The sequence below is a fragment of the Candidatus Mycoplasma haematobovis genome (assembly GCF_001645765.1).
GTDB classification, from domain to species: domain Bacteria; phylum Bacillota_I; class Bacilli_A; order Mycoplasmatales; family Mycoplasmoidaceae; genus Eperythrozoon_B; species Eperythrozoon_B haematobovis.
The window spans coordinates 129067-151447 of record NZ_LWUJ01000012.1 but is presented as its reverse complement, the minus strand read 5'-3'; the positions used below and the strand labels follow the sequence as shown (position 1 = coordinate 151447).

Here is a 22381-nt window from a genome sequence, read left to right as displayed (position 1 = left end):
TTTTCTAAAAAAGTCCGCCATCTATATCATCGTCGTCATCAGGAGGATCTGACTCTTTAAACTCTTGGGTATCATCAAAAAGTGGATCGACTTCTGAATATGAATCATATTCCGCATCTTCAAAAAGTAAATCTTCTTCCTGAGCTTCTTCAAAAAGAAAAGTAGATTTGACTTCTGGTTTTTTCTTAGAAAATGAATCAATATTAATAGTCTGTCCATCCTTTGATTCAATTGCCTTAAACTTTGAATAAGTAGGTAATAAATCATCAATTAACAAAAAGTTTTCTTCTGAAAGATCTGGATAACAGGCAAGTCAAAGAACATTGCTAATACCTTTAATTCTATTAACAAACTCCTTTAGAACAATGTTGCAATCAAAAGTTGAAATAATGATAAAGGCCTTGTATTTATTTTCAAAATTTACACTATCAAAAATTCTCCTTCTCTGATATTCGTGGTAAATTTGATGCAAATCATTGTCACATAAATTTTCACAAGTTTTCCAAAAAGAGTCTACTTCTAATGAACTATCATCCTTATACGAAGAACTGAAAGCAATCATTATTTGATTTGGAGAAAGTCCATATTTATTTCTCATCAAGGAAATACGTTCAAACGCTAGTTTTTTACTAACCTCCTCATTTTCTGTAAGGATTGCTAAAGGTTTGGAAAAATCCTCAATAACTTCCAAAGATTTTTCTGAAAATTCTTCTCCTTGAATATCAAGTACAATTGACAGTTTTTCATCCTGATTTTCTGTAGGTGAAGGATTATTTTCTAAATTTTTCTTAACTTCAAAACTTCCACCCGCAACTTCGGGATTTATTTCATCAAAAAGTGGATCTTCTTTATCTTGCACATTTTTTTCTGGATGTACATAATCTTCAAAAATAGAAATTGGCTCATTAACAGTTAAGATCCTAGAAGTCTCCGAAGATAAAGTTTTTGGAAAAATTTCTGCCTCAGCTAAAAGTCCATTGTCAAAATTTAAATAGACAAATTTTTGGCAGTTTACTTTAAAGGTCGACAAGGTTAATTGTGATTCTCTTCTAAGAGCGACAAAAACTTTAATATTTGAATTTAAGCATCTGGCGATAAATTTCAATAAATTTTCGCCATCGTCTTCACAAACGACCAAATAATTAAAGTCAGTATCTTGTTGTAAAGAATGATTGTTTAATAAAACCTCAGGCTTTATCAAAGTAATATTTGGGTTTTTTTGTCAGTTACTTAAAGGAGAAACAATTCTTATGCTTAACTCATTTTTAATTTTATCTATTCTCTCTTGAACTAGTCGCTTTAAAACATCCCAATTTTTTGAAAATACAAAACAATTATCTTCAAAGATATATTTCTTGACCTCTGGATCCAATTGTAATTCTTTTGTTTCAGAAATTTTGGGTCCTATTGATAAAAGAGACCTTTCAAATACACTGCGACTTCCCGTAAAATCTTCCTCAAAGTTTAAATAAGTAAATCGTCGACAATTTTCTTTAAAAATTTCAAGAATATCCTTGGACTGCTTTTGAAGAAGAACCAAGACACTTTGACAAACCTTTAAAGCAGTAGCAATAATAAGATTTAAAAGACTACTTGGCTTTTCAAGAAAGATAAAAGCATCAAATTTTTCTAATTGTTTCTTTGCCTCTTCTTCCCAGCCCGAAGATAACTTAGAATCTTTAAAAATACAATTTTTGACGAAGGACTCGAAGTCGTGTTTAACTATGTTTAGTTCTCCTTTCAGCTCGAAAATTTCAGAGTTTTCAAACAATGGAGAAATTATCAATACATTTAATTTTTCTTTTGATAATTGACTCAAATAGTTAACTCTTACTGAGGTTATTTTTTCTAGGACCTTTAAATCTTTAGAGAGAAAAAGACAGTTGTTTTCGAAAACGTGTCTTTTAACCTCTGCGTCTAGTTGTAGTTCTCCGACTTCAGCGGATGTGGAATTTACCGACAATAGCGGAGATGAAAATACTTTTGCATCTCCAGCAAACTTTGATTCAAAATCAAGAAGAATAAACCTACGACAATTTTCTTTAAAAATAGTTAAAATATCTCAATCCTTTTGTCTAAAAGCGACAAAAACTTTAATATTTAACTGTAAACATTTAGCAATACAGTTTTTTACGTTGTCGTCAATGTCTTCGTAAAAAACAACAGATTCGAAACTTGCTTTGTCAATTTGATAGTTACTTAAGAAACGTGGATTAATTAAGGTTACATTTGGATGAGGTTTTCAATTTTGAGAAAAAGTAATAATCTTTATTTTTTGAGAATTTTTCGAAATTCTATTTATTCTTTCCTCTGCTATTACTTTTAAAAGGTTATTATTTTCAGAAAATAAAAAACAATTATCTTCTGAAACATATTTTCCAATTTCAGCTGATAATTGAAATGGAGCACTTTGACATGCAACACTATTTAAGCCAATTGTTACTTTTGTTTCAAAATTTGAGGGACTTTTTTCTTCGCCATTTAAGACTTCGCTTTTGTACATGTCAACATGTAAGAGGGTGCCATCCTTAAATTCACGTGCTTTACCTTTACCATAAAATGAGAACAGTCCATCTGGGAGTGTAAATTGTCTCTGGGACAGTATTGCTTGATTAGCAAGCCAAAGAATATTATTATGTTCTCCTTTAATTCTTGAAATAAATTCGTTGAGAACATTGCCCCTTTCTAGAGGTGCAAGTATAATAAAAGCCTTATATTTTTCAAAATTTGCGAGTGTGAATAGTCTTTTTCTCTTGTTGGGATCATTAATTTGAGACAAATCATTATTACACAAACCACCAAATACCCTTCAAAATGAAGTTGCCTCTTTCCAAAATTTATCTTTGTAAGAAGAGCTAAAAAACACTATTATCTCTGTCGGTTTAAAACCTAATTTTTCCGACAATAACCTAATACGCCTTTGTGCTAGTCTTTCGCCAATTTCTTCTTTTTCTGTAAGAATTACTAAGGGAAAATCAAAGTTTGAAAGAATTTCAACGGTCTTAAGTGAGAGCCTTTTTAAAATTGGCTGTTCAGGCCTTTTGACCTGAGGGACAATAGTAGGTTTTTCTTGAATTTCAATTTTCTTTTTTCGTCAAAAAAGCATAAAAAAATTTACTTACTTCAACTGAAAAATCCGAAAAAATGAATCTTTTATTGTGATAGACTAACGCCTTAAGTTTTAGAAAACCTTTTGCACTAAAAATAAGGATATTTTTAAATACAATAGCTTTAGAAAAGTTAACTAATATCAAAGACTACAAAATATAAGCAAATAATCTTAAATTAATAATAATTTTGATTTCTTACTCATACTAGCCATTTATTCATCTTCATAGACATCATCTAATAATGTATCATTCTCTTCGAGGCTACCGCCTCTATCTTCATTTGAAGACTCGTCATCTTCATCATCCTGTTCTTCATATTCTTCTGATAAATCAATGGTTTTCAAAAGAAGTGGTTCAATATCTTTAAGAAATCGTGATATCTTTTCCTCTCCCCCAGAAGAGGATAAAAATAACAGTTTCTTAGTCCTTGTAAAAGCTACATAAGCTATTCTTCTTTCTTCCTCAATTTTCTTATCGTTCTCTAGAGAATATTTAGAAGGCAATTTCCCCTCCTCCATATGCATCACAAATACATAATCAAACTCTAAACCTTTAGCACTATGAACGGTCGACAAATAAACTGCATCTCTATCTGTAGTAAATTTAGTTAATTCTTTTAGTTTGTCTAGGGCTTCTCGTAAATCACCTATTTCAAGTTCAAAAATAAAACTCAAAAACAAATTAATATTTATTAATCTTTGAGGTTCAGACCTTTCAAAATAATCCATTAAACCAGACGCTCTTAAAATTTTTGACATTCTCACATGCAAACTTGACTTCCTTCTTGCCAATTTCCTAATATCTCCTATGATATTTCAAAGTTTTCTGCACTTAGGATCCTTTCTTGCTCTTCTCTTAATTAAAGCCAATAAAGTAATACCAATACGATTCGCCTCTGACTTTAAAAGTTGCAAACTCTTTTGACCAAAACCTCTTGTTGGCTTATTAATTACCCTTAACAATGATTTATTAGCTATTAAAATGTCATCTTCAAAAGCTAGACTCAAATAAGCCAAAGCGTCTTTAATTTCTTCTTTATTCCAAATATTTTTCAAGTCTTCCGAGAAAAAAGGAATACCCATATCAGTAAGTGTTTCACTTAACTTTCTTCCGAAAGATCAGTTACGAAAGAGAACCGCAAAACTTCTATATGGAGCTAATTCTTTTTTCTTAATATCTAAAATAGTGTTTACAATTTCATCAACTTCTCTTTTAGGGTTATTAGTAATAAATAACTTTACTCGTTCCCCAATGTTATCTTCGTAAGCAGAAACCAAGCTTTTTGAAAAATCTGTTTTTTGTTTATTAATTAACTCGTTAGATACTTCGAGAATGCTTTGTGTTGAACGATAGTTAGTCTCAAGTTTGAAAACCTCTACATCATTAACCTGTTCTTTAAATTTTGAAAACACTTCAGGAATAGCATTTCTAAATGCGTAAATAGCTTGATCTGGGTCTCCTACACAGAAAATATTCCTTCTGTTTTTTGTAAGTTTGACAATAATACTAAACTGTACTGGGTCTATATCCTGAAACTCATCAAACAAAATAGCTTGAACTTTTCCTTCTCATTTAAGCCTATTTGACTCATCGTCTAACAATTTATCCACCTCAAATTGCAGATCATCAAAAAAAAGTGAATTATTGCTCTTAAGTATGTTTTCATATTCATTTCAAACATTCTTGAAAGACTCAAAAGGATATTTATTTCTTATTTCTTCATCAGAAAGTGCAGTACAATGCCTTCCTGCTCTTAACAAGTCATCGTAAGTAATGTCTTTTTTCTCAAGATGTTGCAATCACTTAATTTTTCAAATAATATCTGCAATTTCATAATTTGCTTTAATAGGAAGATTTAATTTACTAATTGCTTGTCTAATATAGTCAACAGCCCTTGATTCATAACATACTTTGAATTTTCTTCCTTCACTTTCCAAAATATTTTTGCAAAATTTATGAAAAGTAGAAGCTCTAACTCTTTGTAAAAAACTTTCGTCTTTGCCAAATACTAGAAAAAGTCTTTTTTTTATTTCTGTTGCCGCTTTATTAGTAAAAGTAACAAGTATTATTTCTTCTGGAGGTATATTCTTCTCTTTAACTAGATACTCAAATCTCTTTATCAGAACTGTCGTTTTTCCTGTTCCGGCACCCGCTACTACTAATATCGGTTTAAGGGGTGCTAATACCGCATCTTTCTGTTGTTTATTTAAATCTTCTAAAGAAACTTTGGTCTTATCTAAATCCATAATTCTCTAAAATAGCCCGCCGCTTATATCTTCATCATCGTCAGGTAAAAAATCAGGAGTTTCTTCATTTAAAGATTTGTCAAAATTTGGATCGCCTTGATCAAGGTTATTTTTTTCCAAACTTACAAGTAATTGATCCTCGTTTGTTTCTTCCTTAAAATCAAAAGAGAATTCATCTTCATCATTCTCTTCTTCTTGCAAAGAAAAAAAATCATCTTCAGTCTCCTGATCCGCTGAAATTTCATCATCTATCTTTAAGACTTTTTTTGATCTTCTGATCGCCCCTTTAAAACCAACTCCAAAGTCTAAAAATACAAATTCTTTCTCGCTTTCATTGAAAATACGTAAAATATCTTCTGGATTTTGTCGAATAGCAATAAAAACATTATCATCTTGTCTTAAAGTTTGAATAATGAATTTTTTTAAATCTTCATTCACGTCTTCACAAATCACAATTGCATCAAAATTAGATTTGAATTTCTGAGGAGCAATATTGTAGATCCCCAAAAATGCATCTAATCTAAACCAAACTATATTTGAGTTATTCTTAAAATTTTCAGGTAAAGAAAAAAACGAAATAACTAACGTCTTTAAATTTTGTTCAAATAAGGAAGTTATTTTTTGCAAAGTAACTTCAGTTAAGACATCAGTTTTTTGAGAAAAAAAGAGACAAAAATTTTCAAGTATACAATCCCTTGTTTTTGGAGCTAATATTATTTTCATCAACCTAATGTAAAAGAGAAACTAAAATTTGAAGAGAACTCATTAATAATTTTTGATAAAGAAAAAACTTAAAAAAATAAAAAATTACTGGATATTTTATTTTAGTCTCTCCCTAAAAGAGGGGGTATACAATCCTTTATAGAGAACACACTTAAAATAAAGTGTGTTATTTAATAAACGAATTTTTCTACCTTTTAAGCTTATTTAAAAAATTCAAAGCCTAAACACAGAGGTTTAACAAATAAACACAAGAAGTGGCGTTTAATAGGAACAAAATAATATTTGGTTTATTAGGAGCCTCAATAGCAACAGGAATTGCTATAGTTAGTAGTAATAACTCAAACACTAATGAAACAAATCTAAAACAGCCTCAAGATAAACAAACAATAAATAAGACTACATTAAGAACCAAATACAAGACGTCTTTAATAGATGGAGAAATGAATATTTGAAATAATAGATTTGCAGATTTAAAGAAAGGAAATCCTAAACACAAAAGTTTATTATTAGCGAAAAAAGCCAGTGAGGAAGAAGGAGGTTTAAAAACTAAGGAAGCTTGTCAAGAAATTATTGATACTGATGAGGGCGCTGAATGATTTAATGATTTTAGAAATTTCTGTGTTATGAAAAATAAAGATGAAGTACGTTTAATTACTCAAGTAAATGGCTTCGATACAAAATATTCAACATTTATTAAAGCAAAAAAAGAATCGTTAAGTAAAGGATTTGCAAGTATTTGAGATCAAAAAGGAACAGCAGTTAATGAGAGCTGAAAAACAAGTATGTTGAAAGAATGTCAAAGACTGCAAGAAAAGATGTATGAAAACGATGCAGAAGATAGGGATTTTAGTGTCTATTGTGTTATCCCTTAATTAATAACTTACAAATCAAAAACTATTTATTTAATAAGTCTATTTAAAATCCAAAGCTTAACTTTAAGAATTTATCTAATAAGAAAAATGGCCTTTAGTAAGAAAAGAATTATATTTGGTGGATTAGGAACTGCATTAGCTGCTGGAATTGCTATAGCGAGCAGTAATAAATCAAACATTGATGAAACAGCCCCAGAAAAGCCCCAAGAAAAACAAACAGTAATTAAAGTCAAATTAGGAACTAAATACAAAGACTCTCTAATAGGTGGTGAAGTTAATTTTTGAATTAGCCGATTTGAAGATCTGAAAAGAGGAAATCCTAAAAATAAAGACTTACTGGAAATACAAAAATTAGATATTGCGGAAGGTTTAGATAAATTAAGAGAAACATGCAATAAAATTAATGGCGAAGATGAAGATTCAGAACTTTTTGAAGATTTTCAAAAGTTCTGCGCTATGAAAAACAAAGATGGTGTAACGCCAATTAGTACCAAAAATGGCTTTATCAGCAAATACTCCAGTTTTTCTAGTGCTAATAGAAAAAACTTAAGTGACGGTTTTGCAAAAATTTGAGATCGTAAAGATGAATCAGCTACTGAAGATTGAAAAGAAGAAATGTTAAATGAATGTAAAAAATTACAAGAAAAAATGTATGTAGATGATTTGTCAGATAAGAATTTTACTACTTACTGTACTTAATAATATTTAAAAACAACCTCTACACTACAAGTAGCTTTACTTATTAACACAATCAACAAAGCTATCAACTTCCAAAAGCAAAGGCCTAATATCTTCAATAAATCTTGAAATTATTCCTGCATCTTTTGAGGCCGACAAGAATAAACATTTTTTAGCCCTAGTAAAGGCAACATAAAAAATCCTTCTTTCTTCTTCCACTAAATTGGAATAATTAAGTCCCTCATTCATATTCATGACAAACACATAATCAAATTCCAAGCCCTTAGCACCATGAATTGTTGATAAATAAACAGCATCTTTATTATTCATTAAACGAAAACAACTTTTGTACTGTCTTAAAAATTCGGAAAGACTTTTTGCTTCTATTAAAGAAACAAGACTCAAAAAAGATTTAATATTTTGAAGTCGACTAGGCTCTATCTCTTCATAATAATTTAATAGTCCAGTTCTCTCTAATATCTTTGAAATAACTTCACTCAAATTCAATGAACTTTTTGCTATTACTTTAATATCTCTCAAAAGATCTCAAAGCTCTTTACATCTTTGATCACTGCCCCTTTCATCTAAAAAACGAGTATATTCCATTACAGTAATATTAAATTTACTTGCCTTTCTCTTTAATGTCTTTAAATTCTTCGGACCAAAATTCCTATTTGGCTTATTAATTATTTGAAGAAAATTAACATCATTAATATCGTCTTCAGAAGCCAAACGTAAATAACATAAAACATCCCTTACCTCTTCACTATTTAAAACTCTTTCTGGATCCTCAGAAAAAAATGGAACTTTTCTTTGAATCAAAGCCTCACTTAGTAAACTTCCAAAACTTCAACAACGAAAAAGAATAGCAATTTTTTTAAGAGAAATTGACTTTTGTCTATTTACAATCTCAACTGCATTTAAAATTTCTTCAATTTCATTACACCATTTGTCAGAAATCAATAATCTAACTGGTTCGCCCAATTGCCGAGGATAACAAGGTAATAAATTTTCTGAATAATTTTCATTACCTTTATCAATTAAGGCATTTGAAACATTAAGAATATTAACAGTAGAGCGGTAATTTACTCTTAATTCAAAATTTTTAGCATTCGGAAATGCTTTCTTGAATGTTTCAAAAGGTCTGTTTAATGCATGTCTAAAACCATAAATCGATTGATTTGGATTTCCTACACAGAAAATACTCCTTCTGTTTTTGGATAGCTCTCAAATTATCTTGAACTGTATTTGATCTATATCTTGAAACTCATCAAATAAAATAACACGCAACTTTTTTTCTCATCTTTTTCTATTATTCTCATTGTCTAAAAGTTTCTTGGTTTCAAACAATACATCATCGAAATACAATAATTTATCTTCTCTTAAAAAGTTATCGTACTCTTTTCAAACTCTTCTGAATTCTTCAAAATTTTCTTCTATTTCCCTCTTGAATTTTGGTTTGAAATTAACTAAATCTCTATAGGTAACTGGTTTTTGATTAACATTTTCTAATCACTTTGCCTCTCAAATAAGTTTGACAATATCTTTGGAATCAATTTGCAAACTCAAATAGTTGTCTCTGACATATTCAATTGCTTTAGAGTCATTACAAATATCAAAATCTATTCCCTCAGTTTCCAAAATATATTGGCAAAATTTATTGAAAGTAAAAACCTTAACCTTTTTCATAAATTCAGCATCCTTATTAAATTCCTCAAAAATCTTTTTCTTTATTTCCCTGTAGCTCTATTAGTGAATGTTGTAATTACTATTTCATCTGCTAATATCTTTTCCTGTGTGACTAAATGCTTAAAGCGTTTTACTAAAATAGTAGTCTTTCCAGTTCCGGCTCCTGCTAATACAAGGCATGGCTTAAGAGGAGCAATTATTGCTTGTTTTTGTTGTTTATTTAATGCATCTAATTTAAGCTCTCCCATAACAAAAGAAAAAAAATTATACCTATTAATGCTTAAAAAAGCAATAAACAAATCACCTTTGAGGATAATTAAATGGCCTTTAGTAAGAAAAGAATTATATTTGGTGGATTAGGAACTGCATTAGCTGCTGGAATTGCTATAGCGAGCAGTAATAAATCAAACATTGATGAAACAGCCCCAGAAAAGCCCCAACATGAACAAATAGTAACTAAGATTAAAGTGGGAGTGAAATACAAAAGCTCTTTAATAGAAGGATCAGAACATCTTTGAAATGATAGATTTGAAGAGTTGAAAAGGGATAATCCAAAACATGAAGAACTAATAAAGGCTAAGGACTTGAAAGATGGTACTGGCCCACTAAGAGTTAGAGAAGTGTGTAATGGAATTATTGCTTCTGATGAAGATACTGAATGATTAGATGATTTTCAAAAATTCTGCACTATGAAAAATAAGGATAATGCACATTTAATTACTGACAAAAATGGTTTTGCAGCTAAGTATTCTGATTTTTCTAGAGCGGGCAAAGATAAGTTAAGTAAAGGATTTGCAAGTATTTGAGAACACAAAGGAGACAAAGTAAATGAAGTTTGAAAAGAAAAAATGCTTGATAAATGTCGAAGCTTACAAGACAAAATGTATGTAGGAGATGCAGAAGATGATGATTTTGAAAAATATTGTCAAAAACCTGCTTGAGGTTAATCTTTTAGAAAAAGCTTTAAACTTCTAGAATTAAACTATCTGGGAAATATTCCAAAAACTTTTTTTTCATGTTTTGCGGGATGCGGGATAACCTACGCAAAATAAATTCCTATTAACATCAACAAGTCTCTTAATTACTCCAAATTCAAAAGGACAAACTGAATCAAATCTATCGTAAATTACTGCCTTTACTCTCCTACCCCATTTACTTCTTATTTCTTCATTATCTAATAAAATCATTGTTCTGATGAAAATGTCATTACGATATCAAAGTCTCTTATCAGAGATTTTTTCTATTAACTTAGAATAGATATCTTTAATATCCCTGAAAGTAATTAACTCAGTTCCTATTGGATATATTATTGAATACACTATTAATTACAATTAAATAATCACCAACTTCAAAAGCTTTATTATTCTTTGTCTCTATCCAAGCCAACCTACCAAGTACAGTTGCCATCTTTTTTTGAAAAGGAATATTTAGTTCTTCTGCTATTTCTTAAATAGCATCCACAAAAACACCTCCACTTCTTACATTACTTCTTTCTTCAAATAATATCTCTCTACAAACTTTATTAATAGTAGTAAAATCACTATTCCTTCAACCTAAACCATCATTATTTTTATTTACCTTTCCAAGAATTCTACTTCTTCCCCAATTAGCATAAGTAATAACTAATATATCTCTAGGATTCAGACCATAATTCTTTATTAAATGATCTAGCCTACAAGCAGCAATATTATTCTGAAACTTCCTAGTTCTTATTATTACTAAGATTGCCCTAGCAGGCGAAGTAATTGCTTTTTCTATTTCTTGAAACATACTTTAATTAACAAAATAGTGCGGCAAACCCGAGAAACCGATAAGGAGAAAAGGGCACATGGTGCTTGACTTTTATGTTCGGAATGGGAATAAGTATTTCCACCATGTTATGCTCACCGCACAGAGAATGCTTGAAATAAAAAAGATAATAAAGAGTTAACTTTAAGAATACGTAAATCTCTCGGATTATTAGTAATGTTTAGCTTAATGTATTACTACACTTACACAGACATCCTATCAACCTAATGATCTATTAGGATCCTTAATCCATAAAGGAAGGGAAAACTATTTTTGGGGTTAGTTTCACACTTAGATGCTTTCAGCGTTTATCTATTCCATACATAGCTAAGCAGCAATGCCGAGGGCACGACAACTGCAACACTAGAGGTATGTTCATTCCGGTCCTCTCGTACTAAGAACAAATCCCCTCAGTTTTCCTACAGCCGCTACAGATAGGGACCAACCTGTCTCACGACGGTTTGAACCCAACTCACGTATCTTTTTAATCGGCGAACAGCCGAACCCTTGGAACCTGCTTCAGCTCCAGGATAAGATGAGTCGACATCGAGGTACCAAACAATGTCGTCGATATGAACTCTTGGACATTATTAGCCTGTTATCCCTAGAGTAGCTTTTATCCGTTGAGCGATAGCCCTTCCATTCGGTACTACCGGATCACTATAGCCTAGTTTCCTACCTGTTCGACGTGTGTGTCTCACAGTCAAGCGCCCTTATACTATTATGCTTTACATACGATTTCCAACCGTATTAAAGGCACCATTGCACACCTCCGTTACTTTTTAGGAGGTGACCGCCCCAGTCAAACTGCCTACCTAACACTGTTCATCTATCCTGATAAAGGACAAATGTAAGAAAAAACTCAAAGGAATAGTGGTATTCCACTGTCGACTCCAACTAGACTGGCGTCTAGTTATCTACGCCTCCCACTTATTCTCTAAATCCATAGAACTTTTTCAATATCAAGCTACAGTAAAGCTTCATAGGGTCTTTCCGTCCCATAGCGGCAAGAGAGTGTCTTCACTCTCACCAGGATTTCACCGAGCCTACAGTCGAGACAGTTAAGAGATGGTTACACCATTCAAGCGGGACAGAATTTACCTGACAAGGAATTTCGCTACCTTAGGACCGTTATAGTTACGGCCGCCGTTCACCAGGGCTTAAGTTAAATGCTTCGCAATGCTAACATCCTTCATTGACCTTCTGGCACTGGGCAGGTGTCGCCTCATATACGTAATCTTACGATTTTGCATAAAGCTATGTTTTTGTTAAACAGTCCCCCCTCATTCTTTACTGTGACCTAAAAAATAGGCACCCCTTCTCCCTAAGTTACGGGGCTATTTTGCAGAGTTCCTTAACTGTAGTTATCTCGAAAGCCTTAGGATATTCTCCCTGATCACGTGTGTTCGTTCTAGGTACGGTCAGAACAATCATAAGTTTAGAGTCTTTTCTTGAGAATGTGATATTTATGGCTTCGCTACTATCCGAAGAGTTCGCTCGTATTCATTCCTTGTGCAAAATTAAGCGCATTTAACAACTTAAAACACTTGAAATTTAAACGGAAATCCAGTAATCCGCCCATATTAACCTCTTCTGTCAACCCATCACTGATTGTACTGGTGCAGGAATATTAACCCGCTGTCCATCGACTACGCCTTTCGGCCTCATCTTAGGTTCGACTAACCCAGGGTGGATGACCCTTGCCCTGGAAACCTTGATCAATCGGCTAGAAAGATTTTAACTTTCATACGTTACTCACGCCGGCATTCTTACTTGTATAGACTCCAACTGTGCTCACGCTCAGCCTTCAATGTAAATACAACACTCGCCTACCACTATTAAAAATAGTCCAAAAATTCGGTATTCAGCTTAGCCCCGTTATACCTTCGGTGCCAAAAAACTAGACTAGTGAGCTATTACGCACTCTTTAAATGATGGCTGCTTCTAAGCCAACATACTAGTTGTTTATGAATTAAGACTTCCTTCTCCACTTAGCTGAATTTAGGGACCTTATTTGTTGGTCTGGGCTCTTTCCCTCACGACCACGGAGCTTATCCCCCGTAGTCTCACTGCTGGAGTAGATAAGATGGCATTCAAAGTTTAATTTCATTCAGTACACCCAGAGGGCGCCATCAGGAATTCAGTGCTTTACCTCCAAATCATCAATAATCCAACGCTAGTCCTAAAACTATTTCGGCGAGAACCAGCTATCACAGAATTCGATTGGAATTTCACCCCTACCCACAAGTCATCCGCTAACATTTCAACGGCAGTCGGTTCGATCCTCCAGTAAGTTTTACCTTACCTTCAATCTGCTCATGGGTAGCTCATCCTGTTTCGGGTCTATTGCCACATACTAAACGCACTATTCACACTCGCTTTCGCTACGGCTCCGTTTTTGATTACTTAACCTTGCATGCAACAATAACTCGCCGGCTCATACTTCAAAACGCACGCCATTACACATAAATGTGCTATGACTCTTCGTAAGCTAAAGGTTTCATGGTCTATTTCACTCCCATCTCTGGGTTCTTTTCATCTTTCCTTCACAGTACTGGTTCACTATCGGTAAATGGCTAGTATTTAGGCTTACCCAATGGTCTGGGCAGATTCAGACAGGATTACACGTGTCCCGCCCTACTCAGGATACACTCAAACTCTAAATTCATTTTGGATACGGGGGGTTCGCCCTCTATGCCATTTTTTTCCAAAAATTTCTCCTATAAATTTAGAGGGAAAAGAGTGTCCTACAACCCCTGTAAAACAGGTTTGGCCTGTTCCCCTTTCGCTCACCACTACTGAGGGAATCGCATTCGCTTTCTTTTCCTCTCGCTACTGAGATGTTTCACTTCACGAGGTTCGCTTTCAACAGTTATGAATTGGCTGTTGAATGATAAATCTTTCGAAGTATCATATTTCTACATTCGGAGATCTAGGAATAAGTATCTCTTATCGATTACTCCTAGCTTATCGCAGATTAGCACGTCCTTCATAGCCTGCCATTTCCAAGAAATCCACCTTTAGCTCTTATTAATTTACGTATGATTAACTTTATTAAGTTAACTCGGTTATTATCTTTTTCATTTCAAAGAACATCCTGAGAAAGTAAATAGCTTTCTCAAAACTGAAAATCATCCGCCTTGGTCATTATCCATAATTATTTAGTTATTACGGGTGTCCAAGTAAAACCTCACCTAAATATTCTCTAAATAGAAAATATCATTAATAACAGAAGATTATCCACCCGCACGTTCTCGTACGGGTACCTTGTTACGACTTAACTCCAATCAGAATGTTCACTCTAGATGCAAATGAATACATTTTTAAATGCCCACTCCTCTCATAGTTTGACGGGCGGTGTGTACAAGACCTGGGAACGCATTCACCCCGATATAGCTGACACGGGATTACTAGTGATTCCAACTTCAAGAAGGCGAATTGCAGCCTTCTATCCGAACTGAGACAAAATTTAGTGATTAGCTCACCATCGCTGATTTGCAACACATTGTGTTTGCCATTGTAGCACGTTTGCAGCCCAAGGCATAAGGGGCATGATGACTTGACGTGATCCCAACCTTCCTCTACATTACTGTGCAGTCTCTTTAGAAAAATAACTAAAGAGTAGGGTTGCGCTCGTTGCGGGACTTAACCAAACATCTCAAGACACGAGCTGACGACAGCCATGCACCACCTGTCACTCCGATAACCTCTACTATATTTCTATAGCTTTGCGAAGGATGTCAAACCTTGGTAAGGTTTTTCGTGTATTATCGAATTAAGCAACATGCTCCACCACTTGTTCAGGTCCCCGTCAATTCCTTTGAGTTTCATATTTGCATATGTACTACCCAGGCGGGGTATTTAACACGTTAGCTACAGCACTGAGGCTCAAACCCCAATACCTAATACCCATCGTTTACGGTGTGGACTACTGGGGTATCTAATCCCATTTGCTCCCCACACTTTCAAGCCTAAGCGTCAATTATGGCCTAAGTTTTCGCCTTCGCCTCCGGTGTTCTTAAACATATCTACACATTCCACCGCTCCATGTTTAATTCCAAAACTTCCTACCACATTCTAGACATGTAGTATTCGGTGCAAACAACTATTAAGTAGCTACTTTTAACACAGAACTTACACATCCGCCTGCGCTTGCTTTACGCCCAATAAATCCGAATAATGCTTGCGACCTATGTATTACCGCAGCTGCTGGCACATAGTTTGCTGTCACTTATTCATGAGGTACTATCAGTTGTTATCCCTCATAAAAGAACTTTACAATCAAAAAGACCTTCATCGTTCACATGGTATTGCTCCATCAGACTTTCGTCCATTGTGGAAGATTCCCTACTGCTGCTTCCCGTAGGAATATGGGCCGTATCTCAATCCCATTGTGGCTGTTCATCCTCTAAGACCAGCTATCTATCATAGCCTTGGTGGGCTTTTACCCCGCCAACAAGCTAATAGAGCATATCCCAATCCCTCAGCGCATAAAGCTTTAATAACTAACTCTTGTGAGAAAGTTACCTATAGGGTATTAATCACCTTTTCAAGTGGCTATTCCCTACAGAGGGGCATGTTAGATATGTATTACTCACCCGTTCGCCACTAACTTTGGCCGAAACCAAAGTCCGTTCGACTTGCATGTATTAGGCATACCATCAGCATTAATTCTGAGCTAGGATCAAACTCTCAGTAAATTAACAGATGACTTTCAGTTTTCAAAAAGCTAGCAAACCTGTTCAGACAGATTCTAAAAAAGAATTATATACAAAACCGATCTCCCAAAAATAACTTATTTTTAAAAAAATTATTCCAAATTCTTTCCTAAAGCCAACATTCTAAGACGCGAAATTATTAAGATCAAAAATATCCGCTGGATTTATAGGTTTTTTCAAGAATTCTTCTGCTTGTCTAAGTATTTCTTGTTCTGGGGCTGTACTAGACCGACTAGCTAAAGAAGTAAGTTTCTCATAACTTGAAACTCATTTAGAAAAATCAGTATCTATATCTAAATAAGTCTTACATATATGTTTCCTAATTTCATTTAATTCTCATAATCTAAAAGCTATTCTTCACTTATCCCTATTCTTATTTGTTTGTCTAGATTCTTCAATTAATTGTTCTCTCTCTTGATAATAAGCAAAAGATCTATTAATTATTAATACAGCATCTGAACTAGTTAATGTTTCAAGAGGAGGCTTGCTCTCAACATTAATATATTTCTTAATTAATAATTTGTAGTAAACCTTAGCGTACTTCCTCTCCGACTTTAAGAACTTATCTTCTAAATGCTTATTAGTATTATCCAACTTAGATAATAAATAAGATCAAGCTTCATCTAAAGATTTAGTAATCCTTAATAAGTCTTCTGTATCTCCATGCTTCATTTTCACTTTAAGCAATTTCACATATTTCTTAATTATTTTTGCATCAGTAAATAATTCAAACTTCTCTATATTTCTTATTTTGTTACTTGAAAACAAACTTCAATCTTTACTTAAGAAAACATTCTGATTACTAATAAAGTCTAGCAGAGTATCTGCTATTTGAGCTTGATCAAAACCAGTAATATCAAACTCTATAGGTGCTTCATCTCCACTATCTTCAATATCCATAACGCTCTGTCTATTTCCCTTTATTAAATTCTCTAAGAATTTAGTATTAGCTTCACACTTTGCAAACTCTTCTTTGAATGTAGGATCAATTCTCTGTATTTTTCAAATTAATTTATTTAAAGAGCCTTTAGTTTTCTTTGTCTTAGCTTTTCTTATTTCATCTTCAAAAATATCATATTCATAGTCTATTAAATAGATATTAAGTATTTTCTCATACTGTTGAATAAGAGTTTTCTTAAGCAATCAGTACTGAGATAAAGCTGGAAAAAAGAAAATAGGGTTATCAGGAACTTTATCCTGATAATCTGCCATCATTATCTCAAATATCTCATTCTTTTCTCTAATGAAGTCGGTGTAATGTTTAAGAAATACTGGAAAAGGAGTCTTAGCAATTAAATATTTCTTTTTGCATCAAAGTAATCCATCTCTTATTTTTGAATTCTTTCCTGCAAAATATATGAATATATCTTTTGCGGCATTAAGACAAAAAGCCAATCATACACTAGTTACAACCGCTGCTGACACCGCTAACTATCTAAAATTAATGAAGAGACTATAATTTTATTTCTAATGCTAGGCATTAAAGTAGCAAGCGGTTTTACCGCTATTTCTGCCGTCTTGTTTTCAGGATACCACTATCTTTCAATCAAATCAGGAACTATAAGTAATGTTTTAATCAATGAAGGTTACGAACTTATAGAGAATTTATCCAAGAATGAGAAAATAAAAATCTATGAAGCCTCTTTTAAAAGAAATAAAGTTTATATTGGAGCAAGAAAAGATTTTCTTAAAGGTACTACTTACGAATTAAAGGACTTTGATGATGATGAAGAAGGAGGTATAGCTCTCGCTTTTTGATGTAAAGAAGTAACAACTAAACCTGTTAGAGCAAATAGTAGTCATCATTTAATGTATGCTTCTCAATGATGTACTTTAAATTTCGAGGATAAGTTGAAACAAGAAGCATTTAAATGAGATGATTCCATCAAACCAGAAGAATGAAAGAAAAAAATTGATGAAATAGAAGAAATATCAGGTTTACCAGACAAAGATATTGAGGAAGAAGCAATAAATTGATGTAATTCTAAAAGAAATACAATATTTAATAAATTGAGTAAAGAGGACTATGAAGCAGTTAAAGTTATTTGCAGAACTATTTAACCTCCATTTCATTCACAATGAGTGGCCAAATCACTAGCCATTTTTTCAGATAAAAAACGAGGACTCTTAAATAAATTATCAGTACATCAATTATTTAATGCAATTGCTTGTTCATCAGTTGCCTCTGCACCTATATCCCCAGTAAATCCTTTAATATTTAAACTCTTAATGGTATCTTTATTTTTGATAATATTCCTTCCATAAAGATAAAGTGGGTCCCCTGGACGTAAGAGTTTGCGTTTTTGTTTCTCTAACTTTATCCTTAAATTAGCGGGAGCACTAGAATATCAATAACCTGTTAAACCTCCCAATACAGAACAGCCAAAGATTAAGCAATATCTAGAAAATTCACCGAAAGCCACCTTATTCTGGGTACTTACAGTATTTTTTAACTATTTCTTGTTTATCTCAAGACTTGCCAGAAAGATATTTGTTGCACAGCTCAAGCAATTCATATGCTTGATCTTCTGTTGGTTCTGCTCCAGTATTTTCAGTAAACTTTGTTAGTTCCTTTAGTTCCTCTTTAATTTTTGCACTATTCTGTCTAAGGACTCTTTTGTACATCCATAATGGATCACTTGGTCGAAGTAATCGTGTTTTACTTCTCTCTAAATATGTTCTCAAATTATCTGGTGAATTAGAATAAAAGTAACCTGATACTCCCCCAGTTAAAGAACTAACAAATACTAAGATGTATTTAGTAAATTCTCCTATCTCTGCCACGCCTCTACTCTAGAGTCTCTTTCTCTTTTACCTCGTTCTAATATTTTAAAAAACTAAAAACTAACAGTATTTAAGCTTAAAAGCCTTAAAATATTTTCCTTTTCACATGTCAAAATTGATGCCTTTTGTGTCCTTTAGAAACGTATTACCTATTGGAATAGCTTTAGCAACTATTACCAATTTTATATATTACAAATATTCCTGATATCAAGGTCCTATAGGAGATTTCTACTCCCCTTATCATTTAACTAGTTTAAGTGAAGAATTCACAAATAATGCTTACAAAAATAAAGCATATAGTTCAGTACTAAAAAAACAATCCAAAGAAGTTTATTTAAAGGCTGATGATAATGGAAAAGTTGATGAAACAATTGCAAAACTTAAAGATTACACATTAAAGATTCAATTGCCTTGTAGTTCTGGTACTGCTTGAATATTAGACTACGTAAAAAAAGATGACGAAGAATATCCTAAAAAATGATTTATTGCAACTAATGCGCACGTAATTAATAGTTTTAGATTTACTTCAAATAAATACGATCAAGTTCTCCCTATTTCATTATCAGAAACACAACATTTACGAAATACATACGGCAATAGAGATGGAGAACTTTCTCCTATAGCAGGTGAGGCGTGTGCAGAAGCTAAATATCATGGATATTCAGGACTTAATTTATTTAAAGAAAAAAGCGACAATCACTATTGATTGAGTCATGGCTTCATTTACTACAAAACTATTAAAGATGCTAAGTTGTTCTATGTTCCTATTAACTTCTTAGGTTCTAGATACTCTAATTCTGGTTGAGCTTGAAGATATGACAACTACTACAAAGATTTTGCAATATTAGAGATTGATTTTGAGACTGAAGAACAAGCAAGAATAATTACTGACGAATTCTATACCAAGTATCCAATAGAGGGAGCTGGTACAGGAAAAGAGAAGCTTAACCTATTTGATTCTGAATTAATGTCAAAACACACCAGTGAAGAACTAGATAAATCAAATACTAACTATTACACAGTAGGATATCCAGTAATATCCAAACTTGACTATAGTAGATATACCAATTACAGTAGTGTTGAAAGAAGAGCGTCCGTTCTACATTATGGTTCTCCAGATATAGCGGTTAAGAATATGGCAAATCAGCCGATAAGAGGTCATGCTGACTCTTATGCTATTGATAAGAAGAATAAGAATACTGTAACTATATGAGACGGTAAAGCTCATTACAACTGAGGCTACAACTACTTATTAGAAAATATGCATATGGGAGGTGGTGCTTCTGGTTCTCTAGTAACTGATAAAGATGGCAATGTATTAGGTCTATACAGAATGCAAGATACTCATAATAAATTGGGGTTTGTAGAACCTTTAAGATCAGAAGGCCTTTATATAAATTCAAAAATAATACTTCCTAAATATGACTTAATTAAAGGCGCTCCAGGTCAAGTTACTTCTTACAAACAACAACTAGAAAGATATTATCCAAATGCAAATACTTTATTAAAGAGTCAATGAACTAAAGGATCTCCAAACTTAAAACTAGTTTCATAATTCTTTACTTAAAAAACAACCAGCATACCTAATTAAGTGCCCTTGAAGTTAAAGGTTCTTAAGTGTGTCGAGTATATTGCCATTAATATGTGGTAATAACTCTAGATTGGCAGATATTACAAAGAACTACAACACATTAGACACTACTAGAACTTGTTGTTCAATACCTACTAATTAACTTTGCACTCCGATTGTACTTGAATTAAATTCTTTTCACACGATTTGCCTGCGATAAAGGCTTCATGCCAATAATTTCCTCAATCCATAGCTTTTGCGTAGCATCCATTCTGGTTCTCTCCTTTACTCTTTACAAACTTAGGGTCGTATTGTCTTTGAAATATATTTACTAGGTTATCTAATAATAGATTTAAAGCAATGGGGGATCTGAGTCCTTCATTTCATAAGTGATATTTGTTGTAACTCACTGGATACTTTTCTTTATTTACCTTACCTGCATCAATATCTTTCTCTCCTTTAAGTAAAGTTCCTAAAGACTTTAAAGTTACTGCATTCTTATCATTGATAAGATTCCAGTCTTCTGGGTTTGCTAATACTAATAAACTATCTGCTTGATTTTCAAATTGAAATAAATTACTTGAATCTAAATTAACATTACCAATCTTTCACCATCATCCATTGTCATCAACTGAAAATATTTCATCTTCTCAAGATATATGATCTCCATTTGTTTTCTTTAAATTAGTAGGAAATACTTGTCTTAATCCTATATCTGTATAGAGAAAAGGAAATTTAGACATAGATTGAATAGTTGCTTCTCCTGCGCCGAATGAAGAGGGAGGATAAGTAACTATTGCAAAAGCTTTACTTTTGTTATTATTGATAGGAGATGTAGTAGATAATTTTGAAGGATCAAATGATGGATCAACTACTTCAATTTTTTGAAAATATTTCCTAATATTTGAAATTCTGTCTTCCAAATTCTTGGCCATAACTTTAGCATTTTGTAGTGCACTTTTCATAAAGTCTTCTCTTGGATCTCCAGCAAAATCTGTTTTAAAATTTCCATTCTTTCTCTTTACATATTCATCAATAAGAGCTGCAAATTGGAAAAGAAAGACTATTACTTCTTTTTGAGAGCCTTCTGCTAATGGGGCAGATCCAGGTAAAGTGGTTTGTTCTAAAGCGGGATGATGAACTAAAGATATGCCTGTATTACTTGCTAATAAATAGTTAGATTTGAATGTTCCTGAGGATGAGGATGAGGATCATTCATCTAATTTTTTTGTTTCTTCTGGGCCAAAGATAATTTTTGAATACCTATCTGCTATTTCTTTGTCCTGTTCTTTCTCTAAAGCAAATAAATTTTCTTTCTTTATTCAACTCTCTACGCCAAGTTCTTTCAAATTTGAACCAGCCTTCTTAAATAAATTGTTTCAAAAATATATGTATTTACCAAACCTATAAAGAGAGTTAATTTTGTCTTGGCTGTAGTCCTTAATATATTGCTTAAACTTTTCTGCCAATTGTTTTCCTTGACCTTGACCTTGACCAACATCGCATTGTTCTTCTGAGCTAGATACCGTCTTTACTGCGTCTTCTTCGAAGCACTTAAATACCTTTTTTGAAAATATTGTGTAAGGATCTCTTGCAGCTCTGTAGTTAGTAATTATTAAGTCTTTGTATGCTGGTAATGAATTAGTAGATTCATTGATATCAACAAAATCATCAGCAATAAATTGCTCTAAGAAAAGTATTGATGTGCTCCTATTACTTCATTGCTGATCGTTTTTGAATACTAAACCTGTTTCGTACAAGTCTTCATTTCATAAACTAGGACCAAATTCTTTAACATTTCCTAACAAATCATCAAGTCTTTTTTGTAATCCTTCCTTTAATTTTTTCTTTTCTGGTGAAGTATGTTCATTAACCACTAAGTAATCATTGACATTTGTTAAATAGTCATATAGAGTAGTTTTTTTAAATTGATAGGGATAATAGTCTGGAAATATTTGTAGGCTTAGTAATAGATCTGCTTGACCATTGTAGTTCACCATTATTTTGTAGTGAACATTAGTGGGATTGGATCCTAGAAATCCAATACCACTTAAGCATGGAAAGGCAGAAGCAACTATTACTTTTTTGTTAAGCAAATAAAGGAAGGATTAAGAGTTAATATGTATTTACTTAAGGAGTTAAGTAGGTATTAGTTAATGTGGGGCTTTAAGCTATAAATATTGCTTATAAAATAACTCTAAAC

At 32.7% G+C, this 22381-nt stretch carries 16 protein-coding genes and 3 rRNA genes; 5 read left to right on the top strand and 14 right to left on the bottom strand.

Features of this window, described 5'->3' with window-relative positions:
- Window positions 1–4 precede the first annotated feature (4 nt).
- From A6V39_RS04550 to A6V39_RS04540, 3 genes are all read right to left on the bottom strand, one after another.
- Window positions 5–3106, bottom strand: a complete 3102-nt coding sequence (locus A6V39_RS04550; protein ID WP_187150485.1) for a hypothetical protein — start codon at window positions 3104–3106, stop codon at window positions 5–7.
- A gap of 216 nt (window positions 3107–3322) precedes the next feature.
- Window positions 3323–5356 carry an ATP-dependent helicase gene (locus A6V39_RS04545; RefSeq protein ID WP_187150484.1) on the bottom strand — a complete coding sequence of 678 codons (2034 nt, stop codon included), beginning with the start codon at window positions 5354–5356 and terminating at the stop codon, window positions 3323–3325.
- 6 nt (window positions 5357–5362) lie between these two features.
- Complete coding sequence (locus A6V39_RS04540; RefSeq protein WP_187150483.1) at window positions 5363–6079, bottom strand: hypothetical protein; 717 nt, start codon at window positions 6077–6079, stop codon at window positions 5363–5365.
- Window positions 6080–6333: 254 nt separating this feature from the next.
- Here A6V39_RS04540 and A6V39_RS04535 point away from each other — a divergent pair, with 254 nt between their 5' ends.
- A complete protein-coding gene (locus A6V39_RS04535; RefSeq protein WP_187150482.1) occupies window positions 6334–6951 on the top strand; it encodes a hypothetical protein in 618 nt (205 codons plus the stop codon).
- An 87-nt stretch (window positions 6952–7038) separates the two neighbouring features.
- Window positions 7039–7650, top strand: a complete 612-nt coding sequence (locus A6V39_RS04530) for a hypothetical protein (RefSeq protein WP_187150481.1) — start codon at window positions 7039–7041, stop codon at window positions 7648–7650.
- 36 nt (window positions 7651–7686) lie between these two features.
- On the opposite strand, the gene A6V39_RS04525 is transcribed toward A6V39_RS04530, so the two are convergent.
- Together A6V39_RS04525 and A6V39_RS04520 are read right to left on the bottom strand one after the other, a co-directional pair.
- Complete coding sequence (locus A6V39_RS04525) at window positions 7687–9318, bottom strand: ATP-dependent helicase (protein WP_187150480.1); 1632 nt, start codon at window positions 9316–9318, stop codon at window positions 7687–7689.
- Window positions 9319–9359: 41 nt separating this feature from the next.
- The gene (locus tag A6V39_RS04520; protein ID WP_187150479.1) at window positions 9360–9566 is read right to left on the bottom strand and encodes a UvrD-helicase domain-containing protein; all 207 of its coding nucleotides are present in this window, start codon (window positions 9564–9566) and stop codon (window positions 9360–9362) included.
- Window positions 9567–9638: 72 nt separating this feature from the next.
- Between A6V39_RS04520 and A6V39_RS04515 the strand changes: the two genes are divergently transcribed.
- Window positions 9639–10265, top strand: coding sequence for a hypothetical protein (locus A6V39_RS04515; protein WP_187150478.1), 627 nt, complete (start codon window positions 9639–9641; stop codon window positions 10263–10265).
- Window positions 10266–10295: 30 nt separating this feature from the next.
- Here A6V39_RS04515 and A6V39_RS04510 read toward each other — a convergent pair whose 3' ends face one another.
- The 6 genes from A6V39_RS04510 to A6V39_RS04485 all read right to left on the bottom strand — a co-directional run bounded on the left by A6V39_RS04510 (window position 10296) and on the right by A6V39_RS04485 (window position 17249).
- Window positions 10296–10637, bottom strand: a complete 342-nt coding sequence (locus A6V39_RS04510; RefSeq protein WP_187150477.1) for a hypothetical protein — start codon at window positions 10635–10637, stop codon at window positions 10296–10298.
- Window positions 10638–10764: 127 nt separating this feature from the next.
- Window positions 10765–11088, bottom strand: a complete 324-nt coding sequence (locus A6V39_RS04505; protein ID WP_187150476.1) for a DEAD/DEAH box helicase family protein — start codon at window positions 11086–11088, stop codon at window positions 10765–10767.
- 18 nt (window positions 11089–11106) lie between these two features.
- Window positions 11107–11209 (bottom strand): 5S ribosomal RNA (rrf, locus tag A6V39_RS04500).
- A gap of 47 nt (window positions 11210–11256) precedes the next feature.
- Window positions 11257–14147 (bottom strand): 23S ribosomal RNA (locus A6V39_RS04495).
- Between the two features lie 187 nt (window positions 14148–14334).
- Window positions 14335–15806 (bottom strand): 16S ribosomal RNA (locus A6V39_RS04490).
- The 16S, 23S and 5S rRNA genes sit together here, the layout of an rRNA operon.
- Window positions 15807–15947: 141 nt before the next feature.
- A complete protein-coding gene (locus tag A6V39_RS04485) occupies window positions 15948–17249 on the bottom strand; it encodes a hypothetical protein (RefSeq protein WP_187150475.1) in 1302 nt (433 codons plus the stop codon).
- A gap of 45 nt (window positions 17250–17294) precedes the next feature.
- Here A6V39_RS04485 and A6V39_RS04480 point away from each other — a divergent pair, with 45 nt between their 5' ends.
- Window positions 17295–17885 carry a hypothetical protein gene (locus A6V39_RS04480; RefSeq protein ID WP_187150474.1) on the top strand — a complete coding sequence of 197 codons (591 nt, stop codon included), beginning with the start codon at window positions 17295–17297 and terminating at the stop codon, window positions 17883–17885.
- On the opposite strand, the gene A6V39_RS04475 is transcribed toward A6V39_RS04480, so the two are convergent.
- The gene (locus tag A6V39_RS04475) at window positions 17882–18247 is read right to left on the bottom strand and encodes a hypothetical protein (RefSeq protein ID WP_187150473.1); all 366 of its coding nucleotides are present in this window, start codon (window positions 18245–18247) and stop codon (window positions 17882–17884) included. The genes A6V39_RS04480 and A6V39_RS04475 overlap by 4 nt on opposite strands.
- A gap of 1 nt (window position 18248) precedes the next feature.
- Entirely contained in the window at window positions 18249–18608 is a 360-nt protein-coding gene (locus A6V39_RS04470; protein ID WP_187150472.1) for a hypothetical protein, read from the bottom strand.
- Between the two features lie 118 nt (window positions 18609–18726).
- On the opposite strand from A6V39_RS04470, the gene A6V39_RS04465 reads away from it, so the two are divergent.
- Complete coding sequence (locus tag A6V39_RS04465; RefSeq protein ID WP_187150556.1) at window positions 18727–20163, top strand: MIP family Ig-specific serine endopeptidase; 1437 nt, start codon at window positions 18727–18729, stop codon at window positions 20161–20163.
- Between the two features lie 170 nt (window positions 20164–20333).
- Here A6V39_RS04465 and A6V39_RS04460 read toward each other — a convergent pair whose 3' ends face one another.
- A complete protein-coding gene (locus A6V39_RS04460) occupies window positions 20334–22274 on the bottom strand; it encodes an iron ABC transporter substrate-binding protein (protein ID WP_187150471.1) in 1941 nt (646 codons plus the stop codon).
- Window positions 22275–22381: the final 107 nt, after the last annotated feature.